Here is a 15,664-nt window from a genome sequence, read left to right on the forward strand (position 1 = left end):
CTGAGAAGAAGGGAAAATCAGGACGCGGGAGAACGGGTTGCGTACAGATACAGCATAAAGGCACCTATCGAACAGATTGCCATCGATAACACCATCGGCCAGGCGCTGTTGAATGAGGCCAGAGAAAGGATAACCCCCACAATCGCGCCCAGACCAAAGCGTAGTGTGCCAGCCAATGACGATGCCGTCCCTGCCATATGAGGAAAGTCATCAAGAATAACCGCCATCGCATTCGACGCCACCATCGCAATACAGCCGACAAACAGAGCCACGCCAAACACCAGCGGTAAGAAGCCGAGATCGAACAGGCAGACAATAACCAGCCATATCCCCATCACAAACTGAATGACCAGCCCCGTGCGGAACATCGCCATCGCACCCAACCGTCGTACATTACGGCTGTTAAACAGCGTCACCACAAACAGAAAGACGACGTTAAGGGCAAAATAGTAACCAAAATTCTGAGGAGAAACGCCATACAGGTTGATATACACAAACGGCCCGGCACTCAGGAAGGAAAACATGCCGCAAAACGAAAGCCCACTTGCCACCATATAACTGAACACCCGCTTGTGGCGGAACAAGATGGCAAAGTTCCCGATGGTGGTGCGCAAATGAAATTTCTGTCGCTTCGCAGGCGGTAAGGTTTCTTTGATAAAAAAGAAAATCAGCGCTGACGCCAGAAAAGCCGCACCAGAGATCGTCCAAAAAATGGAATGCCAGCTAAACCACAGCAGCAGCCAGCCACCGGCAATGGGCGCAATGAGCGGTGCGACGGTCATCACCAACACGACAAACGACATCATGCGAGAAAAATCATCCCGCGAGAACATATCGCGCATCAGGGCATTGATCACCACTGCAGCCGCCGCAGCGGAGACGCCGTGCAGAAAACGCATGTAGATCAGTTGTTCTACCGTTTGTGCCAGCGCACAGGCCACGCCTGCAAACGCAAAAACCAGCGTACCGCCGAGAATGACAGGCTTGCGCCCCAGACTGTCCGCCATCGGCCCGTAAAACATCTGGCCAATCGCAAAACCCAGCACATAGGTGCTGAGCGTCATTTGGACATGACCGTCCCCCACGCCAAACTCGTTAGCAATGGTCGGCAACGCAGGTAAATACATATCGATAGCTAATGGCATTAGCATCGAAATCAGGCCGAGAATAAAAATCAGCCCGAAATGAGAAGAGCGGCGTAATTGCACTAATAACTCCAGATTAGAAAAAAGGTCATGCTATGCATGCATTATTTTACGCTGGCGATCTCCTCTGCACTTAACTCTCGGTATTCCCCCGGTTCCAGTTCGCTATCCAGACAGATGCCACCGATTCGTTCACGATGCAGCTCAACGACCCGATTCCCCACCGCAGCAAACATCCTTTTCACCTGATGATAGCGACCTTCGCTAATCGTCAGTCGAACGACATAATCCGTTATCTTCTCAAGCGTAGCAGGTTTGGTGAGGTTCTTCTCGTTATGCAATTGCACGCCCGCCGTAAATTGTGCGGCGGTGTCCTCGGCCAGCGGCTGTTCCAGCGTCACCAGATACGTTTTTTCACACTGGTGCTTAGGCGAGGTAATGCGATGCGACCATTGCCCGTCGTCAGTTAGCAGTACCAATCCGGTGGTATCGATATCCAGACGTCCCGCTGCATGCAGTTTGTACGCCACCGGGACATCCATGAAATACAGAATGGTGGGATGATCGGGATCGTCCGTTGAACAGACATAGCCCTGAGGCTTATTCAACATGAAATAGCGCGGGCCATTCTGTTGTTTCAGCGGTTCGCCATCAAACTCAACATTATGCTCAGGGGATAACTTGAACGCGCCGCTTTTTACCACTTCACCATCAACGGTAACACGCTGTGCATGGAGTTCACGCGCTACCAGTGAGCGGCTAATTTCCAATTGCTGGGATAAAAATTTGTCCAATCGCATTAAAACTCACTACCTGTCTCAAATAACTGCCAGTCTCAAATCGTGAGACCCTAAATTGTGAGATCGTAGTATAACGGGGCTTTGCCTGCTCGTCCTGCAATTCACCGTCCATAACTTGCTCTTTTTAGCCAACCTTCAGGCTGCACTCCCCTTGCTTATCTCTCGCGCCGGGTATTATCAACAGGCATAATAGGGGCAATTTTCTATCTTTTGAGGGCAATCGCATGTCATCTATTCACGGTCATGAAGTTTTGCAAATGATGCTCGCATCCAATGAGTCGTTTACCACCGAACAGCTGATTAGCACTATAGAAGCCCGCTTCGGCCGCGCAGCGCGTTTTCACACCTGTTCCGCCGAAAATATGACGGCCTCAATGCTGGTACAGTTTCTGTCTGAGCGCGGGAAATTCATCCCGCACGATGCAGGCTTTACCACCAGCGCCAGTAAAATCTGCCAGCACTAGTTATGTCGTTCACACAGTCTGCCTCGTTCACACTACGGCCTTACCAGCGTGAGGCAGTTTCCGCCACACTCGACTATTTTCGCCGTCACACCCAACCGGCCGTCATTGTTTTGCCTACCGGTGCGGGGAAAAGCCTGGTGATTGCCGAGCTGGCGCGGCTTGCTCGTGGTCGCGTACTGGTGCTCGCTCACGTCAAAGAACTGGTCGCACAGAACCATGCCAAATACTGTGCCTTGGATTTGGAAGCGGATATCTTCGCGGCGGGGCTACAGCAGCGAGAGAGTCAGGGAAAGGTGGTTTTTGGCAGCGTGCAGTCCGTTGCGCGTAATCTCGACCAGTTCGACAATGCCTTCTCCCTGCTGATCATTGATGAATGCCACCGCATTAGCGACGACGATAACAGCCAATATCAACAAATCATTCAGCACCTGCAAAAGACTAACCCACAGCTTCGGCTGCTCGGCTTAACCGCCACGCCCTATCGGCTTGGCAAAGGCTGGATATATCAGTATCACTATCACGGCATGATCCGTGGCGACGAACGCAGTTTGTTCCGCGACTGCATCTATGAGCTGCCGCTGCGTTATATGATCAAGCATGGCTTTCTGGTGCCGCCAGACAGACTGGATATGCCAGTGGTGCAATATGATTTCAGTAAGCTCGTCGCCCGCAGCAACGGGCTATTCAGCGAAGCCGACCTGAACCTCGAACTCAAACGTCAGCAGCGTATTACGCCGCACATCATCAGCCAGGTCATCGATTATGCGCAAACGCGGCGCGGCGTGATGATTTTTGCGTCCACCGTCGAACATGCCAAAGAAATTACGGCCTTGCTACCAAACGGTCAGGCTGCGCTGGTCAGCGCCGATACGCCAGCAGCGGAACGTGATGCGCTGATTGAGGCTTTTAAACAGCAGTCGCTGCGGTATCTGGTCAACGTGGCGGTGCTGACAACTGGTTTTGATGCCCCGCATGTCGATCTCATCGCCATCCTTCGCCCAACAGAATCCGTCAGCCTGTATCAGCAAATCGTCGGGCGCGGTTTACGTTTGTATCCGGAGAAAACGGACTGCCTGATACTGGATTACGCTGGTAATCCGCACGATCTCTATACGCCCGAGGTAGGCAACAGTAAACCGCATGCTGGTAGCCAACCGGTACAGGTCTTCTGCCCTGAATGTGGCTTTGCCAATCTATTCTGGGGAAAAACCACCCAAGATGGCGACATCATCGAACACTATGGCCGCCGCTGTCAGGGTTGGGAAATGGCGGAAAGCGGCCAACGCAAGCAGTGTAATTTCCGGTTTCGGTTTAAAGTGTGTCCACACTGCGGTGCGGAAAATGATATTGCCGCACGGCGCTGCCACCAGTGTGACGAGGTATTGGTTGATCCTGACGATATGCTAAAAGCGGCGCTGAAACTGAAAGATGCGCTAGTTCTGCGCTGTAGCGGCATGAGTTTCGAGCAGGGGCAGGATGCGAAAGGAGAATGGCTGAAGATTACCTACCACGATGAGGAAGGTGCCGAAGTTAGCGAACGTTTTCGTCTGCACACTACCGCTCAGCGCCACGTCTTCCTGCAACAATTTTTGCGTGTTCACCAACGTGCACCGGGAACCCCGTTTAACTGGCACAATGCCGCTGACGTCATCGCACAGCAACCTTTATTACGCGCGCCTGATTTTGTCGTCGCCCGCAAACACGGAAAATTCTGGCAAATACGCGAAAAGCTCTTTGATTATCAGGGGCGCTTCCGCCGCGCCAACGAGCTCCGCGGCTAAGTAATTTTGGGATTCATTTGCCCGCAGAGCCATATTCCGCTAGAATTCAGCCCGCTTTTGTTCGCAAAAGCTGAATAACCCAACCTGCTGCTGGGTCGCCTGTAGCAGGATTACTTTATATAAGTAGAGAAGAAAATGATTACTATCAAAGCAGAAGCACGTCAAGGTCAGGGTAAGGGTGCGAGCCGCCGCCTGCGTTCAGCTGGTAAATTCCCAGCCATCGTTTACGGTGGTTCAGAAGCACCAGTATCTATCGAACTGGATCACGATTCAGTAAAAAACCAAGAAGTGAAAGATGGCTTCTATGGTGAAACAGTGATCCTGTCTATCGATGGCAAAGAAGTTCAAGTTAAAGTTCAGGCTGTACAACGTCACGTTTACAAGCCAAAACTGACTCACATCGACTTCGTTCGCGTTTAGTTTGCGCTGAAGTTGTTTTCCGGGACGCCGGAAAAGAAGAACGCCGCTTATGCGGCGTTTTTTTTATAAAAATTTATTCATTCACAAAGGAATGTGAACATGTCTCGTGATATCTCACAGCGACTTATCGCTATCGATGCCCTGCGCGGTCTGGTTATGGTACTTATGCTACTGGATCATGTGCGGGAAACCTTTTATCTGCACCTGCAACTCGCCGATCCGATTGATGTAACCAGTACCGACCCCATCCTCTTCATCAACCGTACGCTGGCGCACCTGTGTGCCCCCGTGTTTGTGTTTTTAACTGGGCTCTCCGCAGCGCTTTACTATCAGAAAGTGCAAGATCGCCGACAAACCGCCCTCTTTCTATTTCAGCGCGGCTTAATTCTTATCCTTCTTGAGCTCACGCTAATCAACTTCGCGTGGACGTTCCAATTCCCGCCACAGGTTATCTATTTACAAGTAATCTGGGCAATCGGCATGAGCATGCTGGCCCTCAGTGCGCTGTTCTGGCTCCCTGCCGGGCTGGTTTTGATACTGGGCATCGTTATCGTGGGCGGACATAACCTACTGGACCCTCTGCAGGCTTCCGCAGGCTCCATCTGGTCCATTCCCTGGGCGATTCTGCACGATCGCGGTTGGATAGACATCGGCGACACATTCCGTATGCGTACTTCATATCCGGTACTTCCCTGGATTGGTGTCATTTCACTTGGCTATGCGGCTGGCGCACTATATCGAAAAGAGGTCTTTCCGCTTCAGCGTCAGAAAGCCCTGCTCGCTCTGTCTGGGATCACGCTAGCGCTGTTCTTCGTTCTGCGTAGCATCAATCGGTATGGCGAAAAGCCCTGGCAACAGGGTGATGTCATCACACAAACGCTCATGAGCTATTTCAACATCATGAAATACCCGCCATCACTGCTGTTCCTCTGTCTGACGCTGAGCATCGGGCTTTGCCTGCTTGCCATATTCGAGCGTCGGCAACAAAAGCGCTGGTTGGTGATGCTAGCGAGCTTCGGTGCCGCACCGATGTTTTTCTACCTACTGCATCTGTATGTTTTAAAAGGGATGTATTTAACCGCTGTCGCGATGTGGGGGAAAAATCAGGGGGAGTGGTTCGGCTTTTCCGCCGTCTGGCAATTGTGGGTGTGTACTCTGGTGCTGATGGTCGTGTTATTTTCGCCCGTTCGCGCGTTTGCCCGCCTAAAAGCCCGCCGCAGAGACATCCGCTGGCTTAAATACTTCTAATCACTATCGTTTCAAACCGTTATCAGCCACTGCCCTTTTCCTGAAGTAAGAAAAAGGGCAGCATCTTCTGGCGCCGACTACTTACCGCTGCTCGTCCGACGCTGTAACTGATCGCGCAGATTCGGCGGCGTGCCTTTAATCGTCAACGTATCCGTCGCCGGATCCCAGAAAATTCGCTCACCGAGCAATAGCGCATCAAAATTCAGGCTGATGCCGCCGCCGCTGCCAGCAAATTTGGTCAGTTGGCGCAGCGTCCCACGATCGGCAGGGAAACTGTCTTCCAGCTCATAGCCCTGATCGGCTGAAAACTGCTGAAAGGTTTTCTCTCCGAGCGGTGGCAGCTCCTGCGACAGCGATGCCAGCTCGATTTCCTCACCGGACTGCAACTGCTCATTGCAGTAGCTATACACCTGCTGACGATAATTTTGGCGTTCGTTTTTATCTAACTGCGCTTCGTCACAATACTCATCGACCGCTTTCAGCAAGCCACGGTTTTGTGCTTTGGTGTCCAGCCCTTCTGACGCGGCCAGAAAATCCATGAAGAAGTCAGATACCTTGCGCCCGACGCGGCCTTTGAGGAACGTCAGATAGCGAGTGGATTCTGGATTAACTTCCCATTCCGTCAAATCGATACGCGCAACGATATCGGCATGATTGATATCCAGATAGTGCGTGGTGCTGATATCCAGCTGTTCATTAACTCGCATGCTGTTGCAGCTATTGAGCACCGATATCAGCAAATACTCGACCGCCAGATAACGATACTGGCAGAACAACACGATACCGCCTTCAGCAAACGGGTACTTCGCCAGCTCGTCACGCAAGCGTCCGGTCGCGGCGCGTGAGAAACTTAGAAAATCCTCATCCCCTTTGCGACAAGCTCGCAGCGCATCCGCCAGCTCGCTTTGCTCATTAAACAGCCCATAGGCCTTACTTTTGGCGCTGTAGACGCGATGCAGTTCAGCCATCATCTCTTCTACTGCCGCATTGGTTGGCAATAGGGAATCACGTAACACCATTTCCAGCGTTTGTTCGTCACGTTTAATTAGCTGATGCAGGGCAATCTGGGCGATATCCAGACTCATGATAAACTCTCCTTTTGGCAAGGCGCGTATTCAAACACTGATACGAACGACCCGCAACACATTAAAGCTGGCCCTTTACATCTGTACGCGCACTAAGCGTCTACACTACTTATTGATAAAAGTACGCCAGTGATAAAAGTACGTTAATGATAAAAGTGCAGAAAAGCATAAGCCTATACGGTAAGATAAGCGACTTTACCAGCTTGAGATACGCCATTTTATGCCACAATCATCCCGTTATAGTGACGAACACGTTGAACAACTGCTTTCTGAGATGGTCAATGTTCTGGAAAAGCACCACGCCCCAACCGATCTTGCTTTGATGGTGCTCGGTAACATGGTGACGAACCTGATTAACACCAGCATCGCACCTGCACAACGTCAGGTTCTGGCGCGTTCTTTCGCTGAAGCCTTACAGGCTTCGATTAAAAAAGCCGATAAAGCTCACTAAGTTTTGACCAACGTATGGTAACCAACCGTCAGCGATACCGCGAAAAAGTCTCCCAGATGATCAGTTGGGGACACTGGTTCGCCTTATTCAACATTTTGCTCACTTTGGGGCTGGGTAGCCGCTACCTGTTTGTTGCCGATTGGCCGACCTCCCTGTTCGGTCGACTTTACGCGCTGGTTAGCTGGCTTGGTCATTTTAGCTTTATCGTCTTTGCCGCCTATCTGCTGGTCATCTTCCCGCTCACGTTTATTGTGATGTCACAGCGCTTGCTACGGTTCCTGTCTGCGGCACTGGCAACGGCCGGGCTGACGATACTGTTAGTGGATGTTGAGGTCTTTACACGCTTTCACTTGCACCTCAACAGCACCGTTTGGGAACTCGTCGTCAATCCGGGACAGGGTGAAATTGCCCGCGACTGGCAGTGGATGTTTATCGGCATTCCGTTGATTTTCATGGCAGAAATGCTGTTCGGCACCTGGTGCTGGCAAAAACTCCGCAGCCTGAACCGCCGCCACTTTGGCAAACCGTTAGCGGGCGTTTTCATCTCGGCATTCTTCGCGTCACATCTGATGTACATCTGGGCCGATGCGAATTTTTATCGCCCGATTACCATGCAGCGCGCCAACCTGCCGCTGTCTTATCCGATGACGGCGCGTCGTTTTCTGGAAAAACACGGTCTGCTGGATGCACAGGAATATCAGCGTCGGCTGACGCAACAAGGCAACCCTGAAGCCATGACAGTGGAGTATCCGCTCAATAACATCACCTTCCGCGATAGCGGCAGCGGCTACAACCTGCTGATGGTGATGATCGACGATACGCAACCAGACGCCATTCAAAATCGGATGCCGAACCTGTCGCGTTTCGCCGCAGAAAACGTGCGCTTCAGTGACCATTACGATTCAGGATCTCAGCCAGACGCCGCCTTGTTTAACCTGTTTTACGGCCTCTCGACGACCTATATGGATGGCATCCTGAGTGCGCGTAAACCTTCTGCCTTGATCACCGCGTTAAGCCAACAGGGCTATCAGTTTGGGCTATTTTCGGCGAACGGCTTCAATAGTCCGCTTTATCGTCAGGCGCTGCTTTCTGATTTCTCCTTACCTGCACCGCAGCAGCAAGGCGGCGATGCCATCATTACGCAATGGCAGGAATGGCTCAGCCGCGATAATAACCCGGCACCTTGGTTCTCTTACGTTGAACTGAGCAGCGCACCGAAAACCGCAGATGGCAAAGGTGCTGAGCCTAACGGCCGCATGAATATTCAGGACGTTGACCGCCAGATTGGGCAAATCATTCATACCCTGCAGGAAAAAAACATTCTGAATAACACAGTCGTCATCGTAACAACTGCACAAAACCAGAATGCGAATGCCAGCAACGCGGCACGTTTTGCCCGTACACTGTGGCAAACGCCGCTCATTGTTCACTGGCCGAACACACCTGCACAAACCATTACCAAAATGACGGACAACAAAGACGTCATGACTACGCTAATGCAGCGCCTGCTCCACGTTAAAAACAGCACGGATGATTATTCACAGGGCGAAGACCTGTTCTCTGCCCAACGACGCTACCCGTGGTTGATTAACGGCAACGGCGGCACGCTGCTCATCACGACGCCGGATCAGCTCATCATATTGGAAAGCAACGGCAACTACCGGGCTTACGACATGGCAGGAAATCGGCTGAATGATGAAAAACCGCAGCTTGCCCTACTCTTGCAGGTACTAACGAACGAAAGGCGCTTTATTGCCAACTAACTGCCTAAATCTAAAGCAGTCGTTCCATCAGGCTATTGCAATAAGGTCAGGAAAAGGTAGTATAAATGCCCATAGCATCGGCACGTAGCGCAGCCTGGTAGCGCACCGTCATGGGGTGTCGGGGGTCGGAGGTTCAAATCCTCTCGTGCCGACCAAATTTCCCCCAACGTTTTGTCTACAGAAGTCCAGACAAGACTATAAATAACAGATCAAACAGTGGGTTGTATAAACCCGCTGTTTTTCTGTTGTCTACTGAATTCCATATTGATACATTGAAATCCACACTTTTTAGGCATAGATATAGGCATACGACGCAACATGTAGCCTCAATCCTATGCCTAAACAGCTTTGCGGATTTGATTGGAGAGCGATATGGCACGTCAGACAAAGCCCCTGAACAATACTGAGGTCAAAAGCGCCAAGGCAACTGACCGTGCTATCATCCTCTACGATGGAGACGGTTTAGAATTACAGGTCACTCCGAGCGGTTCAAAACTCTGGCGTTTTCGCTACTACAAACCCTTCACTCGCAAACGTGCAATGATTAGCCTTGGCGCTTACCCTTCGGTATCTCTTGCCGAAGCGCGTAAGCTTCGTGAAGATGCACGCCTTCTTCTTGGCAAAGACGTTGATCCGCAGGAGCACAAGCAAGCAGAGCAATCACGGCAAAAAAATGCCACAGAGAACACATTTGAAAAAGTTGCTGCCGAATGGTTTAAAACTAAAGAATCAGCAGGTTTGGCAACACATACGTTGAACGATATCTGGCGATCCATGAGCAAGTATGTATTCCCACACATTGGCTCTATGCCGATTGCTAACATCACGGCTCAACGATTTATTGGAGCGTTAGAACCCACTCATGCCGCAGGCAGACTTGAAACTGTTAAACGTCTGAGTCAGCGTATCAATGAAATCATGGATTATGCCCTCAACTCTGGTCTGGTCTGGTCTCAGTAAATCCAGCCGCCCGAATCGGACGCACTTTTCATAAGCCGAAGGTGAAGCATCGCCCTGCCCTCTTGCCAGAGCAATTACCACTTCTGATGAAAACACTGTCATTTGCCAGCATTGGGAGACAAACCCGTTGTCTTATCGAATGGCAATTACTCACTATGACCAGACCAGCCGAAGCCGCCGAATCGCGCTGGGATGAAATCTATTTTGACGCAAAAGAATGGCGTATTCCTGCCGGTCGCATGAAGATGAAACGTGAGCACATTATCCCGCTCTCAGAGCAAGCGCTGGGGATTCTGAAAGTCATGAAGCCCATCAGTAAGCACAGGGATTATGTTTTCCCCGGATATCGTAACCCGCTTGAGCCAATGAACAGCCAGACCGCGAACATGGCACTCAAACGTATGGGCTTCAAAGATATGCTGGTAGCTCATGGAATGAGAGCCATTGCTTCGACCATCCTCAATGAAAAAGGATTTCCCCCTGATGTGATCGAAGCAGCGTTAGCGCATATCGATACTAATGAAGTCAGGAGAGCCTACAATCGAGCTCAATATCTGGAACAACGTAGGGAAATGATGGCTTGGTGGGGAGAGCATGTTGAGTCAGCTTCATATGGTAAAACAAGCATTATTTCTGTCGCTGGCTAAATTTGCCAACAGGAAGCAATAACCCCTGCCCTTTTAGCCCCTTCATGGTCGTTGGGGCTTTTCGGGCAACGCGCTTCACCATAGATGGGCTACATTTTGTAGGAAAGTAGCCCATATCGTGCAAAAAAAGCCGCATTTACAGAACAGATTTTATTTTTTCATTCACCCACACAGTCATATCATGCAGCAGCGTCATTGCTCCCTGTTTATCTTTCGATAGCCCCCAGAAACTGAGAGAAAGATTGGCTCCATTTTTTGAGGAAGAGACAGAGTAATCTTCATTACTTGCACTCGGTATGAAATCATTCCTGGCTATGCTCTTTTCTACTTCATCCTTGAGATAGGCTATATCGGGATATTGATTTTTATTAATTTCAGCATTGACATAGAATTCAATTCCATCCCCATCAGGACTATAAACCAAAGTCATATACGTTTTTTCGCCTCCCCACTCACTTGGATAAAAGTGCAATGCTTTATAATCCCCATCCCAATTATTCATACGATTGGTGATATTGCTGTCAGGAAATATTTTGGAAATGACACTTTTCCCTTCCTGAGAGATAGTATTTTCAAACACCTCCAAAAGCTGTTTAGCTTTTATAAGTTTTCCAAAATTTTCCGTGATAAAATCAGACTGTTCATTACTCAATAAATCACTCATTTCTTCCTCACTCAATGCAGACAGATGGGATAAAAATTCGTTGTAGAAAATCGTCCATTTACTTAATGGTTCATTAATCATATCCTGACCCAGAAGGGAAATTGCCATATCAGCCAACTCAGCATAGGTGATAACTTTCCAGTCATTATTTACTGAACTTTTATTCCATGAGGGCTTAAGTATGCACTTATATACATCTTGATTATTATCAATATGTTTTTTAAGTTGCTCCTCATATTTATCAAACGGATTGTTAATACCGGAGATGACTTTATTCTCTATGCCGATTATAAAATCGTCATGATATATTACGATATCGATTCTTTCTCCATCCTCACACCCAACTTCTCTGTCAGCAGTGAGTGACGAAAAATCCATATTCTCAGCATCTACTTTTAATAGTTTTAATAATGCCTTCAACAGCCACGGCGTTACTTTTTCATGACCTCCCATAAACAATGCCATTAAATCTGATGTAGGGTTTTCAAAATAACCACATCCACCTACATCAAAGAAGTTAGGCTCAGGGATTTCTTTAATCGTTATCTTGCTAAGTTGTTCCAGGAAATCATCTGGAAAAATATTTCCGCTCATAATCCCTCATATAATAATTCAATCATAAAAATAGTTTCTGTAACTCAGTCATTTTCTACGCTCAGTTACTGACCAGTGAATTCTTTGAGTCAGTGACATAGATGATACCGTCTTTCGTTAAAAATTCATTGAGTTATTCGCGACCTAAAGGTTATCTATATCTGAAAATCAACACATCCCCTCTGATAACCGCCTTTTACATTTTTTTTGAGACATGAGCATACCTTCAACCATGATGAACCAAGTAGCGGTTATCCTCACCAAATAAATAGCAGGCTATTAATGTAATAAGAATGTATTCCGCTCATTAGTTGATTACACTACAATCAACTGTGACAAATCATGTAATTCATGGATGGAATAACAATGACCGAAGCAGACTTAGATGAACTGGCTGACCGTATAGTGAAGATGCTAACCACTACGGATTTTTATGAAGGGATAGGCTCTGGCATATCAGAGATAGGTAAGAATTTTGGCTATCTGGCCTATGATTTTATTGATACGGATACACGGTATGCCAAATCACGAGAAATGGAAAGATTGATAAAAGCGATTCATCGAGGAATTGTATCAAGAGAAAAAATCATTGAGGCAATAAAAAGAATATTTAAGGTCTTTAACCGAGATGCCTCGGAGTCTAAAAAAGAGTCGATTTATAATAAGGCAGTAGGCTCCGTAGTCGGTAGTATGCTTGTTTCACAAGCAGTCTTTCAAATAGCAAAAAGAATCGGCAATGCCCCCAAAGTATCTACTGGCACGGTATATTATATTTTGTTGCTTGGTGGTATGGCGAAACGGTCAATATATCGATCAATGTATTTGAGGAGCCACAATCCTGAAGTATATTCAGAGTTGAGAAGAGATGATTTGGATTTTCTTTTCTTCCTGTTTGAAGAAAATGTTGAACCACTAACCGAAGCAATAAAGATGAGGAGAGTTTATGGTAATGGCATGTTTAATCAATTAATTGATAAAATAGAATACAGGATTAAGTGATATGACTACCTTTCTAAAAAAGGCATTTATTTTCATATTAAACAACATAACCATGTTTCTTTTCAGCATATGCTTCTTTTGGATTTGTTATATTCTATTTGTTGGATATGCCCCTTGGAGTGAAAAAACAGTCCATTTAATCATTGCCGTTTCTGTTTTCATTGGGTTAGGGAAATTATCTGACTGGTTTGATAAAAAATGAATGCAGGGTCACCCCTGCACTTGTTTAGTTCATGAACTTCGTCATTTCCCACAGTGCATAACCAGACGTCCCAGCCTTATGATGCGTCCATGTCACATCTTTATATCTGATAGAGATATGCTCCAATATCAGGCCAGCACCATCATCAATGATGTTAGGCATGACGAGGTTGATATCTGATATGAGTCCATCATTGATCTGAATCGAGAAAAATTTCTCTTGTTTGGCATGTTGCGTCGTGCGGTAAAAGTCGAGCAGCACTTTGACCTTCTCTTGCTCGTTCAATGCCATTGCCAGTTGTAGTAGCCCCCATTTAAACCGGACACTTCATCAATAAGACATAGGCATAGACCTATGTTTAAGGAGTGTCTTGTGCAAAGAATCGAAGTGATCACTGGCGAGCAGAAGCGACGCCGTTATACTGCCGAAGAAAAATCCCGTTTTGTTGCGCTGTCCATGCAACCCGGCTATTCCGTTTCTCTGGTTGCCCGGCAATATGGCATTACACCCAGTCTGCTTTTTAAATGGAAACGACTTATGAACGAAGGTGGCCAATCTGCGATCGCTGCTGGCGATGACGTTGTCAGTGTTGCTGAAGTTAAGGCACTGGAAAAAAAGGTAAAACAGCTTGAGCAGATGCTGGGACGTAAAACAATGGAAGCCGAAATCCTCCGCGATGCGCTGGAGATAGCGCAGTCAAAAAAGTTGATATCGCGCATGCCATTGCTGCCACCGGACGATATCCCCTAATCCGGATAACACAGGTACTGCAGGTATCACGCTCTAATCTTTATGAACGCCTGAGTGGGCAGCGACTGCCCCGTATGGCGCGTTACAGCAAAGAAGCGGATGAGGAATTATTGCCATCAATCAGACAGATATGCAGCCAGCGCTCGACAAATGGCTATCGCAGGGTCACCGCACATCTGAATCGCAGGTTAAAGGAAGACGGTCGCCGGGTAAATCCAAAGCGGATATACCGGATCATGAAACACCATAACCTGCTGCTGGCAAAATCGGGTCATGAGAAAAAACACCGCAACCATACCGGTAGTGTGATCACACTGAAACCGGATACCCGGTGGTGCTCTGACGGCTTTGAAATCCGCTGCTGGAACCGTGAAGTGGTACGAGTGGTGTTCAGCCTGGACTGCTGTGACCGAGAGGTTATCGGCTGGAGTGCCACCACAGGGGGTATCAGCAGTGTAATGGTACAGGATCTGCTGACAGAAAGTCTGGAGAAGCGGTTCGGTAACGCACTGATGGTCCCACATGCAGTAGAATGGCTGACTGATAACGGCAGTTGCTACATAGCCGATGCCACGCGTACGTTCGCCAGTTCACTGGGGTTCATCGTGTGTACCACCCCAGTACGTAGCCCGGAAAGCAACGGCATGGCAGAATCGTTCGTCAAGACGTTCAAGCGGGATTACGTCTACGTAAATGACCTGCCGGATGCAGTATCAGTGATGGAAAAAATGGCAGAATGGATGGAGGACTATAATAACCTGCATCCGCACAAGGGGCTGAATATGAAATCCCCACGCGAATATCGCGATGCCATGTTAGCTGCTAATTAGCCGTGTCCGTTTTAGTAGGGGCAACTCCACCAGTAACGGCGTTGACTTATCGATAGGTTTTACCAGGGTGATAGGGTTATGGACTGCATGACCGTCATTGCTCATCATATGGTTAAAAGCCAGGATCATGATTTCATCGGTATGCCCTGCCTGATATCGGTTACCGATAGATTCTAATGTGGAGCAACCCTCAGAAATCAATCCCTGTGATTTACCTTCGATAGTCATGTATGCATAATTAGCCATATAAATTTCCTTTTCAATGGTTTTGCATTCTGCATATTATCGCTAATGAACACTCAAAACCATTGATGCAATTATAATTATTAGGATGATATGGATATCAAAGAGCTCAGCGAATCGATTTGCTCATTCGTAAACTATGATGGGCGTTCTCCATTGACTGAGAACGAAATAACCCTAATATACGAGTTTAAGAAGCAGCTTCTTGGCAGTGAAGTTGAGCCTCGTGATGTGTTTGTTGAAATATATTTAAAGCACTACAGACATTAGGTATAGATTATAGTTGGATATGTTTTTAATTCTGTTCAATTATTAAATTATACTAAAATCATTTCTTATAAAAAAGGGCGAAAAATTGAGCAAAACAAAGTATGATTTAATTGATATAGCTAAAGCTGGAGCTAGCTTGGTTATTGATGGCACAAAATTCACCAAGTATGAAATCATTGATGTTGCGGAAGTTATTTTGAATGGGCACTCACTTGAAGTGCAAAACAGCAGTAGTAAAACCAAATACGAACTGATAGATATAGCGAAAGCAGCGAAAAAAGGGAGGGTGATTTTTAGCTAATGATATTTGGAGATTTAGAGCCTATTGGGATAGGCTCTAATATACTC

General features: G+C 47.8%; 15 protein-coding genes, 1 tRNA gene and 1 pseudogene. 11 read left to right on the top strand and 6 right to left on the bottom strand.

Features of this window, described 5'->3' with window-relative positions; all coding sequences use genetic code 11:
* Positions 1 to 17: 17 nt before the first annotated feature.
* On the bottom strand, positions 18 to 1,208 hold the full coding sequence (locus tag EO763_RS13310; protein ID WP_103940650.1) for a Bcr/CflA family multidrug efflux MFS transporter: 1,191 nt from the start codon (positions 1,206 to 1,208) through the stop codon (positions 18 to 20).
* A gap of 41 nt (positions 1,209 to 1,249) precedes the next feature.
* Entirely contained in the window at positions 1,250 to 1,945 is a 696-nt protein-coding gene (gene rsuA, locus EO763_RS13315; protein ID WP_044204698.1) for a 16S rRNA pseudouridine(516) synthase RsuA, read from the bottom strand.
* 224 nt (positions 1,946 to 2,169) lie between these two features.
* Between rsuA and EO763_RS13320 the strand changes: the two genes are divergently transcribed.
* The 4 genes from EO763_RS13320 to EO763_RS13335 all read left to right on the top strand — a co-directional run bounded on the left by EO763_RS13320 (position 2,170) and on the right by EO763_RS13335 (position 5,858).
* Positions 2,170 to 2,409: a YecH family metal-binding protein gene (locus EO763_RS13320; RefSeq protein WP_161529229.1), complete on the top strand. Its 240-nt coding sequence runs from the start codon at positions 2,170 to 2,172 to the stop codon at positions 2,407 to 2,409.
* 2 nt (positions 2,410 to 2,411) lie between these two features.
* Positions 2,412 to 4,190, top strand: coding sequence for a DNA repair helicase RadD (gene radD / locus EO763_RS13325; protein WP_161529230.1), 1,779 nt, complete (start codon positions 2,412 to 2,414; stop codon positions 4,188 to 4,190).
* A gap of 135 nt (positions 4,191 to 4,325) precedes the next feature.
* Positions 4,326 to 4,610, top strand: coding sequence for a 50S ribosomal protein L25 (rplY, locus tag EO763_RS13330; RefSeq protein WP_161529231.1), 285 nt, complete (start codon positions 4,326 to 4,328; stop codon positions 4,608 to 4,610).
* 99 nt (positions 4,611 to 4,709) lie between these two features.
* Positions 4,710 to 5,858, top strand: a complete 1,149-nt coding sequence (locus tag EO763_RS13335) for an acetyltransferase domain-containing protein (RefSeq protein ID WP_161529232.1) — start codon at positions 4,710 to 4,712, stop codon at positions 5,856 to 5,858.
* Positions 5,859 to 5,935: 77 nt separating this feature from the next.
* Here the strand turns inward: EO763_RS13335 and yejK are convergent, their stop codons facing one another.
* Entirely contained in the window at positions 5,936 to 6,943 is a 1,008-nt protein-coding gene (gene yejK, locus EO763_RS13340; RefSeq protein WP_103860962.1) for a nucleoid-associated protein YejK, read from the bottom strand.
* Between the two features lie 220 nt (positions 6,944 to 7,163).
* Between yejK and EO763_RS13345 the strand changes: the two genes are divergently transcribed.
* The 4 genes and pseudogenes from EO763_RS13345 to EO763_RS23620 all read left to right on the top strand — a co-directional run bounded on the left by EO763_RS13345 (position 7,164) and on the right by EO763_RS23620 (position 10,764).
* Positions 7,164 to 7,394: a YejL family protein gene (locus EO763_RS13345; protein ID WP_005967239.1), complete on the top strand. Its 231-nt coding sequence runs from the start codon at positions 7,164 to 7,166 to the stop codon at positions 7,392 to 7,394.
* Between the two features lie 14 nt (positions 7,395 to 7,408).
* Positions 7,409 to 9,157 carry an LPS biosynthesis-modulating metalloenzyme YejM gene (gene yejM, locus EO763_RS13350; RefSeq protein WP_161529233.1) on the top strand — a complete coding sequence of 583 codons (1,749 nt, stop codon included), beginning with the start codon at positions 7,409 to 7,411 and terminating at the stop codon, positions 9,155 to 9,157.
* A 78-nt stretch (positions 9,158 to 9,235) separates the two neighbouring features.
* Positions 9,236 to 9,312: transfer RNA gene (locus EO763_RS13355), tRNA-Pro, on the top strand.
* Between the two features lie 217 nt (positions 9,313 to 9,529).
* Positions 9,530 to 10,764 (top strand): annotated as a pseudogene (locus EO763_RS23620) (integrase domain-containing protein).
* 136 nt (positions 10,765 to 10,900) lie between these two features.
* Here the strand turns inward: EO763_RS23620 and EO763_RS13370 are convergent.
* Positions 10,901 to 12,022 carry a PD-(D/E)XK nuclease family protein gene (locus EO763_RS13370; protein WP_161529236.1) on the bottom strand — a complete coding sequence of 374 codons (1,122 nt, stop codon included), beginning with the start codon at positions 12,020 to 12,022 and terminating at the stop codon, positions 10,901 to 10,903.
* A gap of 366 nt (positions 12,023 to 12,388) precedes the next feature.
* Here EO763_RS13370 and EO763_RS13375 point away from each other — a divergent pair, with 366 nt between their 5' ends.
* Positions 12,389 to 13,021, top strand: a complete 633-nt coding sequence (locus tag EO763_RS13375) for a hypothetical protein (RefSeq protein WP_039490017.1) — start codon at positions 12,389 to 12,391, stop codon at positions 13,019 to 13,021.
* A gap of 226 nt (positions 13,022 to 13,247) precedes the next feature.
* Here the strand turns inward: EO763_RS13375 and tssD (EO763_RS13380) are convergent, their stop codons facing one another.
* A complete protein-coding gene (gene tssD / locus EO763_RS13380) occupies positions 13,248 to 13,514 on the bottom strand; it encodes a type VI secretion system tube protein TssD (protein WP_161529237.1) in 267 nt (88 codons plus the stop codon).
* Between the two features lie 63 nt (positions 13,515 to 13,577).
* On the opposite strand from tssD (EO763_RS13380), the gene EO763_RS13385 reads away from it, so the two are divergent.
* Positions 13,578 to 14,803, top strand: a protein-coding gene (locus EO763_RS13385; protein WP_244321988.1) for an IS3 family transposase whose coding sequence is annotated in 2 segments (ribosomal slippage) — positions 13,578 to 13,920 and positions 13,920 to 14,803 — 1,227 coding nt in all. Because the reading frame shifts where the segments join, the coding sequence is not laid out codon by codon here.
* On the opposite strand, the gene tssD (EO763_RS13390) is transcribed toward EO763_RS13385, so the two are convergent.
* The gene (tssD, locus tag EO763_RS13390; protein ID WP_161529238.1) at positions 14,789 to 15,049 is read right to left on the bottom strand and encodes a type VI secretion system tube protein TssD; all 261 of its coding nucleotides are present in this window, start codon (positions 15,047 to 15,049) and stop codon (positions 14,789 to 14,791) included. The two genes, EO763_RS13385 and tssD (EO763_RS13390), sit on opposite strands and share 15 nt — an antisense overlap.
* Before the next feature lie 352 nt (positions 15,050 to 15,401).
* On the opposite strand from tssD (EO763_RS13390), the gene EO763_RS13395 reads away from it, so the two are divergent.
* Positions 15,402 to 15,617, top strand: coding sequence for a hypothetical protein (locus EO763_RS13395; protein ID WP_161529239.1), 216 nt, complete (start codon positions 15,402 to 15,404; stop codon positions 15,615 to 15,617).
* The last annotated feature ends 47 nt before the right edge of the window (positions 15,618 to 15,664 follow it).

Source organism: Pectobacterium odoriferum, assembly GCF_009931295.1.
GTDB classification, from domain to species: Bacteria; Pseudomonadota; Gammaproteobacteria; order Enterobacterales; family Enterobacteriaceae; genus Pectobacterium; species Pectobacterium odoriferum.

Coding starts and splice junctions, on each gene's coding strand:
- EO763_RS13335 (WP_161529232.1), top strand. CDS start 4,710: ATGTCTCGTGATATCTCACAGCGACTTATCGCTATCGATGCCCTGCGC.
- EO763_RS13320 (WP_161529229.1), top strand. CDS start 2,170: ATGTCATCTATTCACGGTCATGAAGTTTTGCAAATGATGCTCGCATCC.
- radD (WP_161529230.1), top strand. CDS start 2,412: ATGTCGTTCACACAGTCTGCCTCGTTCACACTACGGCCTTACCAGCGT.
- yejK (WP_103860962.1), bottom strand. CDS start 6,943: ATGAGTCTGGATATCGCCCAGATTGCCCTGCATCAGCTAATTAAACGT.
- yejM (WP_161529233.1), top strand. CDS start 7,409: ATGGTAACCAACCGTCAGCGATACCGCGAAAAAGTCTCCCAGATGATC.
- tssD (WP_161529238.1), bottom strand. CDS start 15,049: ATGGCTAATTATGCATACATGACTATCGAAGGTAAATCACAGGGATTG.
- EO763_RS13370 (WP_161529236.1), bottom strand. CDS start 12,022: ATGAGCGGAAATATTTTTCCAGATGATTTCCTGGAACAACTTAGCAAG.
- rsuA (WP_044204698.1), bottom strand. CDS start 1,945: ATGCGATTGGACAAATTTTTATCCCAGCAATTGGAAATTAGCCGCTCA.
- rplY (WP_161529231.1), top strand. CDS start 4,326: ATGATTACTATCAAAGCAGAAGCACGTCAAGGTCAGGGTAAGGGTGCG.
- tssD (WP_161529237.1), bottom strand. CDS start 13,514: ATGGCATTGAACGAGCAAGAGAAGGTCAAAGTGCTGCTCGACTTTTAC.
- EO763_RS13375 (WP_039490017.1), top strand. CDS start 12,389: ATGACCGAAGCAGACTTAGATGAACTGGCTGACCGTATAGTGAAGATG.
- EO763_RS13345 (WP_005967239.1), top strand. CDS start 7,164: ATGCCACAATCATCCCGTTATAGTGACGAACACGTTGAACAACTGCTT.